16 protein-coding genes are annotated in these 13,274 nt (G+C 69.5%); 7 read left to right on the top strand and 9 right to left on the bottom strand.

Annotation, left to right across the window (positions count from 1 at the left end; translation table 11 throughout):
• Positions 1-35: 35 nt before the first annotated feature.
• Positions 36-758, top strand: coding sequence for a hypothetical protein (locus tag OG570_RS06390; protein ID WP_326955940.1), 723 nt, complete (start codon positions 36-38; stop codon positions 756-758).
• A 65-nt stretch (positions 759-823) separates the two neighbouring features.
• Here OG570_RS06390 and OG570_RS06385 read toward each other — a convergent pair whose 3' ends face one another.
• The 4 genes from OG570_RS06385 to OG570_RS06370 all read right to left on the bottom strand — a co-directional run bounded on the left by OG570_RS06385 (position 824) and on the right by OG570_RS06370 (position 5,520).
• On the bottom strand, positions 824-2,176 hold the full coding sequence (locus OG570_RS06385) for a dicarboxylate/amino acid:cation symporter (RefSeq protein ID WP_326955939.1): 1,353 nt from the start codon (positions 2,174-2,176) through the stop codon (positions 824-826).
• 100 nt (positions 2,177-2,276) lie between these two features.
• Complete coding sequence (locus tag OG570_RS06380) at positions 2,277-2,909, bottom strand: Maf family protein (protein ID WP_326955938.1); 633 nt, start codon at positions 2,907-2,909, stop codon at positions 2,277-2,279.
• A 387-nt stretch (positions 2,910-3,296) separates the two neighbouring features.
• Positions 3,297-4,913, bottom strand: a complete 1,617-nt coding sequence (locus tag OG570_RS06375) for a DHA2 family efflux MFS transporter permease subunit (RefSeq protein WP_326946205.1) — start codon at positions 4,911-4,913, stop codon at positions 3,297-3,299.
• A complete protein-coding gene (locus tag OG570_RS06370; RefSeq protein WP_247060859.1) occupies positions 4,894-5,520 on the bottom strand; it encodes a PadR family transcriptional regulator in 627 nt (208 codons plus the stop codon). Before OG570_RS06370 ends, OG570_RS06375 begins: the two co-directional genes overlap by 20 nt.
• A 175-nt stretch (positions 5,521-5,695) precedes the next feature.
• Between OG570_RS06370 and OG570_RS06365 the strand changes: the two genes are divergently transcribed.
• Together OG570_RS06365 and OG570_RS06360 are read left to right on the top strand one after the other, a co-directional pair.
• Positions 5,696-6,319 (top strand): nucleotidyltransferase domain-containing protein, encoded by a 624-nt coding sequence (locus tag OG570_RS06365; protein ID WP_326946206.1) that lies wholly within the window; start codon positions 5,696-5,698, stop codon positions 6,317-6,319.
• Between the two features lies 1 nt (position 6,320).
• Positions 6,321-6,716 carry a hypothetical protein gene (locus tag OG570_RS06360; protein ID WP_326955936.1) on the top strand — a complete coding sequence of 132 codons (396 nt, stop codon included), beginning with the start codon at positions 6,321-6,323 and terminating at the stop codon, positions 6,714-6,716.
• On the opposite strand, the gene OG570_RS06355 is transcribed toward OG570_RS06360, so the two are convergent.
• A complete protein-coding gene (locus OG570_RS06355) occupies positions 6,713-7,213 on the bottom strand; it encodes a DinB family protein (protein WP_326955935.1) in 501 nt (166 codons plus the stop codon). The genes OG570_RS06360 and OG570_RS06355 overlap by 4 nt on opposite strands.
• A 100-nt stretch (positions 7,214-7,313) precedes the next feature.
• On the opposite strand from OG570_RS06355, the gene OG570_RS06350 reads away from it, so the two are divergent.
• Entirely contained in the window at positions 7,314-8,207 is an 894-nt protein-coding gene (locus tag OG570_RS06350) for an LLM class flavin-dependent oxidoreductase (protein ID WP_326955934.1), read from the top strand.
• Positions 8,208-8,216: 9 nt separating this feature from the next.
• On the top strand, positions 8,217-8,657 hold the full coding sequence (locus OG570_RS06345) for a MarR family winged helix-turn-helix transcriptional regulator (RefSeq protein ID WP_326955933.1): 441 nt from the start codon (positions 8,217-8,219) through the stop codon (positions 8,655-8,657).
• A gap of 7 nt (positions 8,658-8,664) precedes the next feature.
• Here OG570_RS06345 and OG570_RS06340 read toward each other — a convergent pair whose 3' ends face one another.
• Positions 8,665-8,907 carry a hypothetical protein gene (locus tag OG570_RS06340; protein ID WP_326955932.1) on the bottom strand — a complete coding sequence of 81 codons (243 nt, stop codon included), beginning with the start codon at positions 8,905-8,907 and terminating at the stop codon, positions 8,665-8,667.
• Positions 8,904-9,323 (bottom strand): hypothetical protein, encoded by a 420-nt coding sequence (locus OG570_RS06335; RefSeq protein ID WP_326955931.1) that lies wholly within the window; start codon positions 9,321-9,323, stop codon positions 8,904-8,906. The genes OG570_RS06340 and OG570_RS06335 overlap by 4 nt, the downstream gene beginning before the upstream one ends.
• Positions 9,324-9,579: 256 nt before the next feature.
• Here OG570_RS06335 and OG570_RS06330 point away from each other — a divergent pair, with 256 nt between their 5' ends.
• Positions 9,580-10,965, top strand: coding sequence for a hypothetical protein (locus OG570_RS06330; RefSeq protein WP_326955930.1), 1,386 nt, complete (start codon positions 9,580-9,582; stop codon positions 10,963-10,965).
• Here the strand turns inward: OG570_RS06330 and OG570_RS06325 are convergent.
• Together OG570_RS06325 and OG570_RS06320 are read right to left on the bottom strand one after the other, a co-directional pair.
• Positions 10,958-11,200, bottom strand: coding sequence for an acyl-CoA carboxylase subunit epsilon (locus tag OG570_RS06325; protein WP_326955929.1), 243 nt, complete (start codon positions 11,198-11,200; stop codon positions 10,958-10,960). The two genes, OG570_RS06330 and OG570_RS06325, sit on opposite strands and share 8 nt — an antisense overlap.
• Complete coding sequence (locus tag OG570_RS06320) at positions 11,197-12,834, bottom strand: acyl-CoA carboxylase subunit beta (RefSeq protein WP_326955928.1); 1,638 nt, start codon at positions 12,832-12,834, stop codon at positions 11,197-11,199. The genes OG570_RS06325 and OG570_RS06320 overlap by 4 nt, the downstream gene beginning before the upstream one ends.
• A 233-nt stretch (positions 12,835-13,067) precedes the next feature.
• Here OG570_RS06320 and OG570_RS06315 point away from each other — a divergent pair, with 233 nt between their 5' ends.
• Positions 13,068-13,274: a hypothetical protein gene (locus OG570_RS06315; RefSeq protein ID WP_326955927.1), complete on the top strand. Its 207-nt coding sequence runs from the start codon at positions 13,068-13,070 to the stop codon at positions 13,272-13,274.

Genomic DNA, 13,274 nt, shown 5'->3' with positions numbered 1-13,274 from the left:
CACGCACGGTGGCGAAGCGGCTTACGCTCTGTCTTATGCGGACTTCGGCAGTGCGGACGCCTCGGTCGGCGCTGCTCACCGCCGTGCTGGCCGCGGTGATCACGCTCGGCGCGATCGGCGCCGTGTTCCTGCTGCGCCCGCGCCCGGACGCGCCGGCGGACACCGTCTCCGAGCCCGCGGCCGGCACCGAGCCGCCCACCGTGACCTGCGGCGGCGGCCCGTGCCGCCAGCTCGCGGCGATGACCGTCGGCGGGACGCCGGTGGTGCTGCTGACCGACGCGGCCGGCGGCTCGGCGCAGGTGCGCGTCGGCCCGGAACCGGGCACCGTGTTCGACCTGTCGCTCGCGCAGCTGGGGGCCCGGCTCGACGCGAACTCGCTGACCTGCATCGACGGCGTGGCGCCGACGTGCCTGATCCGCGGCGACGTCGGGGACGACGGCACCGGCGCCTACGGCGAGCTGCTCGTCCGCGGCGGGGGAGTGTGGCGCGACCCGGGCAAGCCGTACTTCGCCGACGCCGGGACGCTCACGCTCTACGACGTCACGGCCGACGGCCGCCCGGACGTGATCGTGGTCCGCCACGACTGCCCGGACGCGGCGTCGGGCACACCCGAGTGCCAGGCGTCGCCGGTGCTGGGCGAGGTGTACGACGTGACGGGCAAGTCGCTCGGCTGCACCCGGAAGGTGACCGCGCCGTCCGACCTGCGCGGCTGGCCGGCCGTCCGCCTCACCCGCGCTGACCTGCGCGCCTGCCCCTGAAACGCCGTGAAGGCCCCCTTCCCGGCTCTTACGGCCGGTAAGGAGGCCTTCACGGCTTTGCGGGGTTACGCGTTGGCGGGTTCGGTCTGACGGGCGGTGGTGTCGTCGTCGCTGTGCTCCGGGTTGTCGGTCGGGGCGTTGAGGACCTCGTCGTCGAGGAGGCCTTCGCCGCGCGCGACGATCACCGGCACCGCGATCTGGCCGGCGACGTTCGTGGCCGTACGCATCATGTCCATGATCGGGTTGACCGAGTAGATCAGCGCCAGGCCGACGGCCACCTGCTTGGCGTCGAGGCCGATGAACGACGTCGTCAGCGTGAACGCCGTCAGCCAGCCGGTGGTGCCGGCCGTCGCCAGCGCGCCGACCACCGCGACCACCACGATGCCGGCGTACTGCCAGAAGTTGAGCGACACCCCGGCCAGGTTCGCGACGAAGATCGCCGCGATCGCCGGGAAGACCGCCGCGCAGCCGTCCATCTTGGTGGCGCTGCCGAGCGGCGTCGCGAAGGCCGCGTACGCCGGCTGGACGCCGAGGTTCACCGCGGACTGGCGGGTCAGCGGCAGCGTCGCGGCCGAAGACTGCGAAGCGAACGCGAACTGGATCGCCGTGCCCGCCTTGGCGAAGAACTTCAGCGGGCTGACCTTCGCCACGAACCGCAGCAGGATCGGGTAGACGACGAACAGCACGAGCAGGCAGCCGACGTACACCGCGAGCGTCGTCGAGAACAGCGGGCGGAACAGGGCGTCGCCGTAGTTGGACACGGCCGCGCCGATCAGGCCGATGATGCCGAGCGGGGCGAGCCGGACGATCCAGCCGAGGTAGCGCTGGATGATCTCGAAGACGCTCGTCGTGAAGTCCACGAACGGCTTCGCGCGGTCGCCCAGGCTGTACGCGGCGGCGCCGATCACCAGCGCGAGGAACAGCACCTGCAGCGTCTCACCTTCCGAGAACGCCGAGAAGAAGTTCTCCGGCAGCAGGCCCTTGACGAACGCGCTCCACGAGCCCCAGCTGTCGACGCTCTTCGCGGCCCGGTCGGCGTTCTTCGCCGTCGCCTCGACGCCGCCGAGGCCGCCCGCGCCGGGGTCGAAGAGCCGGCCGACGGCGATGCCGATCAGCGACGCGATGAACGACGTGATCGCGAACCACAGCACCGTCTTGCCGCCCAGGCGCGCGGCCGTCCGGCCGCCACCCAGCCCGCGCAGGCTGGTGATGCCGACCACGATCGCCGTGAAGACCAGCGGGATCACTGCGACCTGCAGCAGCGTGGTGAAGATGGTGCCGATCTGGTCGAGGAGATCGGTCAGCCAGCCGGCCTCGGTCTGCCGTGCGACGACGCCCAGGAGGGCGCCGACGACGAGCGAGCCGAGAACCGCGGCCGCGAACACCCGCGGTTTGGTGTATGTCCGTACGAAAGACACGGGGCGACTCCGGTGCTCGAAAGTTTCCAGTTCTGCCGGGTAAAGACGACGTCAAGCAGAACTGGACTCTTCCAAATCACCTCATCGGGTGGCGTTCTTCTCAGGATGCGGGAGGCCGCCAGAGATCCACGACACTCACGCCGACCTCGGCCAGCAGGCGGCGCGTCAGCGGGAGGCTGAGGCCGATGACGCTGGTGTGGTCGCCGTCGAGGCCTTCGACGAACCAGCCGCCCAGGCCGTCGATCGTGAACCCGCCGGCCACCCGCAGCGGCTCCCCGGTGCCGACGTAGGCGTCGATCTCCGCTGCGCTCGGCGTGCCGAACCGGACGGTCGTCGACATCGAGCCGGACGCCTCCTTCGCGCGCACGCCGCCGTCGAGCCGGACGACCGTGTGCCCGGTGAAGAGTTCACCGGTTGTCCCGGCCATCGCGGCCCAGCGCTGCCGCGCGATGTCCGGATCGCCCGGCTTGCCGACCATGGTGCCGTGGATGTTCAGCATCGAGTCGCAGGCGATCACGACGGCGTCCGGGTGCGCCGCGGCGACCTGGTCCAGCACCGCTGCGGCCTTGGCCGCGGCGAGCGCCATGACCAGCTCGGCGGGCGTCGGATCGGGCAAGGCTGCGGCGACGGCGTCCTCGTCGACGCCGGAGACGAACACGGCCGGGTCGAGACCGGCGGAGCGCAGGAGGGCGAGCCGGGCGGGGGACTGCGAGGCGAGGATGACCGAATGCACCCCCGGAACGTACCGGGGCGTCTGTCGTGACCGAATTGTGACCGGCGCCACACCCTGGGACGAGTTATTTTGTTGTGGCTCGCAACATATGCGCGGAGGTGGCTGATGACCGTGCGCGTGACGGACTCGCCCGCGACGTCGCGAGCGCCGTGGTGGGCGAAACGCCGGACCTCGAAGTCCCGGACGGCTCGCTCATTGCCGGGTTCGGTGCCCGCGGCGTCGCCACCCGCGACGGCCTGACCGACAGACCACCGCTCCCGCGGTCCGTGTGGGCCTCCGCTCCGGAACCCGACCTCCGGAACGGAGGCCCACACGGTTTCTCCCCCGGAACCGACCGGAGGCCGGCACCTTCCCCCGCGGGATGCCGGCCTCCGGATGTTCCAAGCCTCAGGCCGTCGCGGCTTCGGCCGTCGCCGGGGCCGGGGTTTCCCAGCGCGGCTTGACCTTCCGCAGCATCGACGCCGAGATGACGCCCAGCAGCAGCACGCCCATCGGCAGCAGCATCGTCGCGCGGGCCGCGTCCGTCAGTCCACTGTGGACCGCCTCGGTGGCCAGCCGCCCGGCCTGCGCGGCGATCTCCGCCGGCAGCCCCGGCATCGGCGACGGGCCGCCCGACGAACCGAACTCGCCCGTGTTCGCCGCGGCCTTGGCGATGCCCTCCGCGAACGGCGCCCGGTACTGCTCCGGCAGCTGCGTAGCCGCCTTCGTGGCTTCGTCCGCGATGGACGAGCTCACCTGCGCCTGCAGCATCACGCCGATCGCGGCGCTGCCGAGCACGCCGCCCACCTGGCGCGACGTGTTGAAGATGCCCGACGCCGTGCCGGCCAGCCGCGGCTCGACCGAGCCCATCGTCATGTTGCTCATCGGCGAGAAGATGCAGCCGATGCCCAGGCCGCACACCAGCAGCGCCGGGACGAAGCTCCACGGGTTGCTGTCCGGCGACGCCTGCAGCGCGATGATCCCCAGCCCGGCCGCGAGCGCGGCGAGCCCGAACATCACCAGGTACTTGCCGTTGACCTTGTCCGACGCGCGCCCGACGAACGGCGCCGCGATCCCCGACAGCAGCGACATCGGCGCGGTCAGCAGGCCGGCCATGGTCGGGGTCAGCCCGAGCACCGACTGGATGTAGATGACCAGCGGCAGGAACATGCCGGTCATCGCGAAGCCGACGGTCGTCGCGGTCAGCGTCCCGGCCGAGAAGTTCCGGTTCGAGAACACCTGCAGCGGCAGGAGCGGCTCACGCTTGTTGAAGCGTTGCCACACCACGAAAGCCACCAGCAGCAGCACGCCCGCGCCGATGATCTCGAACACGGTGATCCCGCCCCAGACCGTGCCCCAGTCGTACTGCTGGCCGTTCTGGACCCCGAACACGATCAGGAGCAGCGCCAGGCTCGAGAGCACGATGCCCACGACGTCGAACGCGTGCGAGTGCTTCGGCTGCCAGTCCGGCACCAGCAGCACCGTCAGGACGATGGCGATCACGCCGATCGGCACGTTGACGAAGAAGATCCACTCCCAGCCGAGGTGGTCCACCAGCACGCCGCCGAGCAGCGGGCCCGCGATCGTCGCCAGCCCGGCGACGCCGCCCCACATGCCCATCGCCGGGCCGCGCTTGGCCGGCGGGAACAGGTGCGTGATGAACGCGAGCGTCTGCGGCGTCATCAGCGCGGCGCCGAGACCCTGCACGGCGCGCGCGGCGATCAGCATCTCGACGTTGCCGGACAGGCCGCACCACAGCGACGCGCCGGTGAACACGACCAGGCCGGCGAGGAACACGCGCTTCGGGCCGAAGCGGTCGCCGAGGCGGCTGGTGAACAGCATCGGCACGGCGTAGGTGAGCAGGTAGACGCTGATCACCCAGACGACGGCGTTCAGCCCGGCGTTCAGCTCGCGCAGCATGGTCGGGATCGCGATCGACACGATGGTCGTGTCGAGCAGGATCATGAAGAAACCGAGGCACAGCGCGCTGAGCGCGGCCCAGGGGTTAGCTTGTCTTGCGTTCATCGTCGTCTTCCCTGGTGATGAGCGTGAGGTGGGGTGCGTCGCACTCCTGGAACGGGATCCGCCCGGAGCGCAGGTCGTCGCGGAGCCGTTCGGTCCACTCGAGCTCGAACTTGCGGTGGTCGCAGCTGTAGCGCCAATCCAGCCAGTAGATCTCCGGCGTCTGGTCCTCGACGAGGCTCCGCACGACCGCGTCGTCCGCGGCGACCGCGGCGCGCAGGTGCACCAGCCGGTTCTCGAGCTCGATGAGCGACGTCTCGCGCCCCAGTTCGTCGATCACGGCGAGCCCGGAGAGGTACGCGGGGAACTCCTGGGCGAGATCGCCCAGCAGTTCGCGGCCACGCTGGTTGAACACGTCGAGCCCGGTCGGCGTCATGCCGTAGACGGTCCGTTCGGGCCGCCGGCCGTCGCGCTGCGTGTCGACGACCTGGATGTAGTTGTCCCGCTGGAGGCGCTCCACGGTGTGGTAGAGCGAGCCCGCCTTCACGTTGACGCGGGTGCTCACGTACCGCTCACGCATGAGCTGGGCCATCTCGTACGGGTGCATGGGCTTCTCGTGCAGCAGTTCCAGCACGGCGAGGCCGAGGGGGGTCAGCTTGGCCGAAGCCATGATCGTTGGTCCCTCCGGGTGACTCCTGGTCGGTTATTCCACGTGGACTATACGGCGCAGACTATCCGACAGTCCACGCCGATTTCTGTGACCGTGCGTACACGGTGCGAACAGCCTCTACCTGTACTATGGTGCGGGTAGACGTACTATAGTACGGGTTCTGGAGAGGGTGGCGATGGAGCTGAGCAGGCCGCTGGCCACGGTGACCCCGACGTTGGACGGCGACGTGCTCGCCGCCCTGGCCGGCTACGAGGGCACGTTCACGACCGGTCAGCTGCACCGCGTCCTGGGCGCGCATTCGGAGGAGGGGATCCGGAAGGTCCTGCGGCGATTGGTGCTGCAGGGAATCGTGGGCGCGGACCGCGTCGGCAACGCGTTCGCCTACCGGTTCAACCGCGACCACCTCGCCGCGGAGCACATCATCGCGCTGTCGGGGCTGCGCGGGAAACTGCTCCAGCGCATCGAAGCCGCGCTGGATTCCTGGCGGCCGCAACCGAAGTACGGCGCGCTGTTCGGTTCGGCCGCGCGCGGTTCGATGACCGCCGAGAGCGACATCGACCTCGTGCTGATCCGCCCGGACGACGTCGACGAAGATCGCTGGGCCCTTCAGGTCGACGGCCTGGCTGCCGATGTTTCCCGCTGGACGGGCAATGACGCCCGGATCCTCGAATTCACCGTGACCGAGGTCGCCACCCGTGGCCGCGACGAGCCGGTGCTCGCCGACGTGCTGCGCGAGGGGCTCACCGTCGCCGGTCGTCACTCGTGGCTGGCCGGGCAGGTGCGCAAGGGAAAGAGCTGAAGTGCGGACGAAGAGATGCACCCCGGAGATCCTCGGTGGCCGGCTGGCCAAGGCCGAGCAGTTCTGGGAGGTGGCTGACATGGTGCGAGGCCTCGTCGATGAACAGGATCCCAGCGAGATCGGGGACGCGTACGTGACCCTTTGCGTGCACGCGGGCATCGCGGCCGCCGACGCGCTCTGCTGCGCCGGGTTGGGCGAACACGCCCAGGGGGAGAACCACAACGACGCGGTGGAACTCCTGGCCAGGGTGGACAAGGACGCCGGCCGGGCGTTGCGGGCGCTCTTGGCGCTGAAGACGAAGGCGGGCTACAGCCACACCTCGGCCACGGCGGAGGAGTTCAAGCGGGCCGGCCGGAACGCCGAGGCCCTTGTGCTGCGCGCCCGCGAGCGCGGCTAGATCTCCGGGCCGGTGACGCCGTCCAGCTGCTCGCGGATGATGTCCGCCTGGCCGGCGTGGCGGGCCGTCTCCTCGATTACGTGCACGTAGATCCAGCGCAGCGTCACCTCGCCCAGGTTGTGGTGCACGCCCGTGTCCGACAGCTCGTGTGCGGCCGCGATGCGCCGCGAGATTCCGCACTGCTCGTCGTACTCTGCGAGAAGTGACTCGACCGTGTCTTCGGCCGTGGGGAAGAACTCGCCCGCCGGGCGGTCGGGGAGGTTCGGTTCGTCCGCCAGGACGCGCTGGAACCACGCCTGCTCTATCCAGCGCAGGTGCTTGAGCAACCCGCCGATCGACGTTCCGGTCGGCACCGGGCTGCGGCGGGCGTCCGCCTCGGACAGGCCCGAAATCTTCGCGCGGAAGATCGCCCGGTAGTTGTCGGCGAACGCCGAGAGCAGGGCGCGCTCGTCGGCGACGCCGGCGCGCGCCGCCAGGTCCAGGTTCGGGTCGGTCATGTAGTCCACGTTAGCGGCCGGGGCAATCCGTTTAGGAGAAGTTCGTGGTAAGAACTATGTATAGTCAGTTCGTAGCACGAACTAACAACTGGGAGGAACCATGGTGCTCTTCGGCATCGGCGGCTCGACGGCGGTGACGTCGGCGCGAAGCACCCTGCGGCAGGCCGTCCTGGCCGATCGGGGTGGGCTTGATCTCTTCAGCGTCTCCGATCACCCCTACAACGCCGACCGCCTCGACGCCTACGCCGAGATCGGCGTCGTTCTCGGGCGCACCGAACGGATCTCCGGGCTGGTCAGCGTGACCAACCTGCCGACGCGGCCCGCGCCGATGCTCGCCCGGGCCGTCACCTCGCTGTCCGCGCTGAGCGGTGGGCGGCTCGTGCTCGGGGTGGGCGTCGGCGGGCTCTGGGACGACATCGCGCGGCTCGGCGTGACCAAGCTCAGCCCGGGACAAGCCGTGCGCGCCTTCGAAGAGGGGATCCGGCTCGTCAAACAGCTCGGCGGTGGCGGGGCACCGGTGACCTTCGACGGCGAGTTCTACCAGGTCACCAACCTGGAGCCGGCGCAGGAAGCGATCCCGCCGGTGTGGACCGGCTCGGTCGGGCCGAAGTCCCTCGCCGTCACCGGGCGGGTCGCCGACGGGTGGATGCCCGGCCACGCCGCGGACTGGCTCAGCGAGCGCTACCGGACGTCGCGGCCCGTGATCGACCAAGCCGCGAAGGAAGCGGGCCGCGAGCCCGCGGACATCGTCACCGTTTACAACTTCCCCGGGCGCATCACGGCCGAGCCGCTCACGAAGACCCGTGACGACGACGGCCGCTGGGTCGGCGGTTCGCCGGCGCAGTGGACAGAGGAGCTGACCGGTGCGGTGCTGGAGCACGACGCGAGAGGCTTTGTGCTCTTCGGCCCGGGTGGCCGGCCGCCCACCGACGACGACGTCGCGCGCTGGGCCGGGGAGATCGTGCCCGCCGTGCGCGAGGCGGTCGCGAAGTAGGGTGGCCTGATGGAGGCTCTCGGTGTGGTGGCCGGACTCGTGCGGTCGTCGTTCCTGGTGAACGCCGTCTACGCCGAGTCCGCGCGCGAGTACGGGCTCACCGTGCAGCAGGGGCAGCTGTTGTGCGTGCTGATGGCGCAGCCCTACGGCATGGGCGACCTCGGCGCGACGCTCGGCCTCGAGAAGTCCAGCCTCACCGGCCTCGTCGACCGCGCGGTCCGGCGCGGGCTCGTGCGCCGCGAGCCCGTCCCGGACGACCGCCGCGCGGTGCAGGTGGTCCTGACCGGCGAAGGCCGCGAACTGGCGGCGGACTTCTACGCGGCGACGTGCCGCCGGGTCGAGGAGCTCGCGAGCGGCCTGCCGCCCGCCGAACGCGATCTGCTGGCGACGTTGCTGGGGCGCGTGGTCCAGGACAACGAGGTACCGACGGTGTTCCTCGACGTGCGCTGATCCACGATCAACGGCGACGTCGGCCGAGCAGTGATACGAGCCAAGCGAAGAAGATCATGTGCCGCCAATCGAGCAGTCGGGCCGCAAACCTGCCGCCGGCGTCGATGGCTTCGACTTGCTTGCCGGCAGGCGACTTCTCCTGGCTGTACCGGGTAGTGCGCTCAGCTGCGTCGATCGCGTGGTGGCAGACGGATGCCCAGGCGAAGATGGCTGTGGTTACGCACAAAGCGATGATGATCAGGAGGATCACGTCGTCCTCCGTGGTGCGTTGTCCCGTACAGCTTGCAGCGGGTGACCCGTGTTCGTGATCGTCCAGAACGTCCAGCCGTTGCGGTTGTTGTGGACGTCGGGCTTCAGGTGCCGGACTACGGCCATGGCCGCTCCGCTCGGCGACTTGAAGCTACGCCCGGCCAAAGGGCCTTCGACGATCTTCAGGTGGTGTGTGCGGATCTCGAAGATTCCTTTGACCGGCTGCCCTTCGTAGACCGCGTGGACCTCCAGTTCGTCCTGAGCCCGCTCCGGCGCCTTCCTCGAAGTCCCGTTCTGCGCGAAGGAGTCAAGTAGGCGGCCGATGACAGCATCTGCGGACGCCTCCCAAGCCGACTGAAGCAGCCGAATCCGCTCACGATTCTCGACTGAGACTTCGATTTCTCTGTCGTCGTCCACGGCGCCTCCCCTGCTGCCTGCGCCTGCACGGATGACTGCAGGCCTCTCGATTGCAAAAATAGCAGTCTTGAGACCTGTGAGCAACTATACGTGCTGTACCCCCGACGTGCGCTGATCCCGACTTTCGTCGGGCCGTGGCGGGGGTACGTTGCCGGAAGTTCACCGGCCGGTCCGCCTGCCGCCGGGAGGACCTCTTCTCCGCTCGTCACCGTGATGTCACCGATGCCGTCCAAGGTCCCCATCGCCGAGGAGCACCATGAAGCGCCTCATTCCGCTCGCTGTCGCCACGCTCGCCGCGGGTCTGCTGACCGCCGTTCCCGCGCACGCCGCCGTCACCCACCGGATCCTCTTCGACAACACCAAAGCCGAGACCGCCGGCAACGCCGACTGGATCGTCGGCACCTCGCAGCCCGACCCGACCGGGCAGAACTCCGCGCCACAGAAGGAAAGTGACTGGACCGGCGCGCTCTCGGCGTGGGGCGTCGCGCTGCAGAAGACCGGGCAGTACAGCCTGAAGACGCTGCCCGCGGGCAACACGATCACCTACGGCACGTCGAACGCGCTGGACCTCAAGAACTTCGACGAATTCGTGCTGCCGGAACCGAACGTCGTCCTGAGCACCGCCGAAAAGACGGCGATCATGAAGTTCGTGCAGAACGGCGGCGGCCTGTTCCTGATCTCCGACCACACCGGCAGCGACCGCAACAACGACGGCTGGGACTCGCCGAAGATCATCAACGACCTCCTGACGAACAACGGCGTCGACAACACCGACCCGTTCGGCTTTTCGGTCGACCTCAAGAACATCTCCAGCGATCACCCGGTGGCCATCACCGACTCCTCGAACCCCGTGCTGAACGGCTCGTTCGGCGCGGTGAAGAAGAGCCTGATCGCCAACGGCACGACGTTCACCCTCAAGCCCGCCGACAACCCGAACGTCAAGGGCCTCGCGTTCCTGAGCACGTCGTCTCCGGGCAACAGCAACGCTTTCTTCGTGACGAGCACCTTCGGCTCGGGCCGCGTCGCGATCTGGGGTGACAGTTCGACCATCGACGACGGCACCGGCCAGTCCGGCAACACGCTCTACAACGGCTGGAGCGACACCACGGCCGACAACGACGCGCTCGGCCTCAACGCGACCGCGTGGCTCGCGGGCAGCGGCACGACCACGCCGCCGCCGACCGGCTGCACCGCCGGCCAGCTGCTGGTCAACCCGGGCTTCGAGTCGGGCAACACCGGCTGGACGGCGTCGGCGAGCGTCATCGGCCAGCACGCCTCCGACGCGCCCGCCCGCAGCGGCTCGTGGAACGCCTGGCTCGACGGCTACGGCACCGCCCACACGGACACGCTCAGCCAGACCGTCACGCTGCCGGCCGGCTGCTCGTCGTACACGTTCTCGTTCTGGCTCAGCATCACCACCGCCGAGACGGGCACGACGGCGTACGACAAGCTGACCGTCAAGGCGGGCAGCACGACGCTGGCGACGTACAGCAACCTCAACGCGGCCAGCGGGTACCAGCAGCGGACCTTCTCGCTGTCCGCGTTCGCGGGTCAGTCCGTGACGCTCGCCTTCAGCGGCGTCGAGGGCTCGCAGCTGCAGACGTCGTTCATCGTGGACGACACCGCGCTCAACGTCAGTTAGGCAGACCCGAGGCGCGCCAAGCGCCTTCGCCGGGGTAGTGCGGCCGACGCAGCGAAGTCGCGTGGTCGCCCCACCACGACGTCCGCGGCTTCGGCTTCCCGGGACCCCGGGCGGCCGACGCCGCGGCGACGACGGCCGTCAGCGCCGCCAGCTCGGCGTCGCTCGGGTTGCCCCGGACCACGCGCAGCAGGGGCCGCACCTCGTCGCTCACGGAATCGCTAACAGAGTCGCTCACAGCGGGATGTTCCCGTGCTTCTTGGGCGGCAGCGACTCGCGTTTGTTGCGCAGCAACGACAACGCCCGCGCGACGTGCCCGCGCGTGTGCGCCGGCACGATCACCGAGTCGACGTAACCCCGCTCGGCCGCCGCGTACGGGTTGAGCAGCGTGTCCTCGTACTCCTGGAGCAGCTCGGCGCGCAGCTCGTCGACGTCCTTGCCCTCGTTCGCCGCGTTGGCCAAGGTCTTGCGGTGCACGATGTTCACCGCGCCCTGCCCGCCCATCACTGCGACCTGCGCGGTCGGCCAGGCGAGGTTGATGTCGGCGCCGAGGTGCTTGGAGCCCATGACGTCGTACGCGCCGCCGAACGCCTTGCGCGTGATGATCGTGACCAGCGGGACTGTCGCCTCCGCGTAGGCGTAGATCAGCTTCGCGCCGCGGCGGATGATGCCGTTCCACTCCTGCTCGGTGCCCGGCAGGAAGCCCGGGACGTCGACGAAGGTGAGCACCGGGATGTTGAACGCGTCGCAGGTGCGGACGAACCGCGCGGCCTTCTCGGACGCGTCGATGTCGAGGCAGCCGGCGAACTGCGTCGGCTGGTTCGCCACGACGCCGATGCTCTGGCCGTCGACGCGGCCGAAGCCGACGATGATGTTCGGCGCGAACAGCTCGTGGACCTCGAGGAACTCGCCGTCGTCGACGACGCGGTTGATCACCTCGTGCATGTCGTACGGCGTGTTCGGCGAGTCCGGGATGAGCGTGTCGAGCTCGCGGTCGGCGTCCGTGACGTCCTCGAAGAACCCCGGCGGTGTGTCCGCCGGCTCGAAGACCGGTGCGTCCGAGAGGTTGTTCTGCGGCAGGTAGGAGAGCAGTTCCTTGACGTAGGCGATCGCGTCCTCGTCGTCGGAACCGAGGTAGTGCGCGACGCCGGACTTCGTGTTGTGGGTGCGGCCGCCGCCGAGCTCCTCGAAGGTGACGTCCTCGCCGGTGACCGTCTTGACGACGTCCGGGCCGGTGATGAACATCTGCGACGTCTCGTCGACCATCACGACGAAGTCGGTCAGCGCGGGGGAGTAGACGTGCCCGCCCGCGTTCGCGCCCATGATCAGCGAGATCTGCGGGATGACGCCGGAGGCCTGCACGTTGCGGCGGAAGATCTCGCCGTAGAGGCCGAGCGAGACGACGCCCTCCTGGATGCGCGCGCCGCCGCCCTCGTTGATGCCGACGATCGGGCGGCCGGTCTTGATCGCCAGGTCCATCACCTTGACGATCTTCTCGCCGTACACCTCGCCGAGGCTGCCGCCGAAGATCGTCACGTCCTGGCTGAACACGCACACCGGACGGCCGTCGACGGTCCCGTAACCGGTGACGACGCCGTCGCCGTAGGGCCGGTTCTTCTCCTGGCCGAAGTTGGTCGAGCGGTGCCGGGCCAGCTCGTCGAGCTCCACGAACGAGTTCTCGTCCAGCAGCAGCTCGATCCGCTCGCGGGCGGTTTTCTTGCCCTTGGCGTGCTGCTTCTCCACCGCGCGGGCCGAGCCCGCGTGCACCGCCTCGTCGTACCGGCGGTACAGGTCGGCCAGCTTGCCGGCCGTGGTGTGGATGTCCGGTTCATCCTCGGGCGGCGTCCCGAGCGGCTCCGTCGCACTGCTCATGCCACGGGAGCTTAGCTACTTGCCGGTCACTTCGCGTGTGGCGTAGGCAACGTCCATGACCTTCCCGCCGATCCGGCTCCTGGGCCCCGCCGACCTGCTTGCCTGCGCCGACCTGGCCGAAGCGGCCGTCCTGGTGTCGTTCGATCGTGTGGCGTCGATCTCGATGGTGCTGGTCGCGCCCCGGTTCGAGCGGCGCGGCTTGGGCCGGGCGATCACCCGGCACGCCGTCGACGATGGGCTTCGAGGTCGACGGCGGGTGCCATGGTCACGTCGGCCCCTTCCTCGACGACGGCGGCCCGGCTGCCTCATCGGGCTCGGTGTCCGACGTCGTCGCGCTGGACCTGCGTGCTCAGGGCGTGAACCGGCTGGTCCTCGACGGCCGGCCGCTCCCCGGTGACCCCGCGATGAGGTTCGCCCCGTTCACCCGGGCGGTGGGCTGA

It is taken from the genome of Amycolatopsis sp. NBC_01286, from assembly GCF_035982555.1.
In the GTDB taxonomy this organism is placed as follows: Bacteria; Actinomycetota; Actinomycetes; order Mycobacteriales; family Pseudonocardiaceae; genus Amycolatopsis.
The sequence above is the reverse complement of the archived record's forward strand: the minus strand, read 5'-3'. Positions and strand labels throughout refer to the sequence as shown.

What these genes read in the sequence shown, in the direction of transcription:
- OG570_RS06315 (WP_326955927.1), top strand. Translation starts at nt 13,068, where the DNA reads ATGGGCTTCGAGGTCGACGGCGGGTGCCATGGTCACGTCGGCCCCTTC.
- OG570_RS06350 (WP_326955934.1), top strand. Translation starts at nt 7,314, where the DNA reads ATGGTGCTCTTCGGCATCGGCGGCTCGACGGCGGTGACGTCGGCGCGA.
- OG570_RS06345 (WP_326955933.1), top strand. Translation starts at nt 8,217, where the DNA reads ATGGAGGCTCTCGGTGTGGTGGCCGGACTCGTGCGGTCGTCGTTCCTG.
- OG570_RS06390 (WP_326955940.1), top strand. Translation starts at nt 36, where the DNA reads ATGCGGACTTCGGCAGTGCGGACGCCTCGGTCGGCGCTGCTCACCGCC.
- OG570_RS06355 (WP_326955935.1), bottom strand. Translation starts at nt 7,213, where the DNA reads ATGACCGACCCGAACCTGGACCTGGCGGCGCGCGCCGGCGTCGCCGAC.
- OG570_RS06370 (WP_247060859.1), bottom strand. Translation starts at nt 5,520, where the DNA reads ATGGCTTCGGCCAAGCTGACCCCCCTCGGCCTCGCCGTGCTGGAACTG.
- OG570_RS06365 (WP_326946206.1), top strand. Translation starts at nt 5,696, where the DNA reads ATGGAGCTGAGCAGGCCGCTGGCCACGGTGACCCCGACGTTGGACGGC.
- OG570_RS06330 (WP_326955930.1), top strand. Translation starts at nt 9,580, where the DNA reads ATGAAGCGCCTCATTCCGCTCGCTGTCGCCACGCTCGCCGCGGGTCTG.
- OG570_RS06375 (WP_326946205.1), bottom strand. Translation starts at nt 4,913, where the DNA reads ATGAACGCAAGACAAGCTAACCCCTGGGCCGCGCTCAGCGCGCTGTGC.
- OG570_RS06320 (WP_326955928.1), bottom strand. Translation starts at nt 12,834, where the DNA reads ATGAGCAGTGCGACGGAGCCGCTCGGGACGCCGCCCGAGGATGAACCG.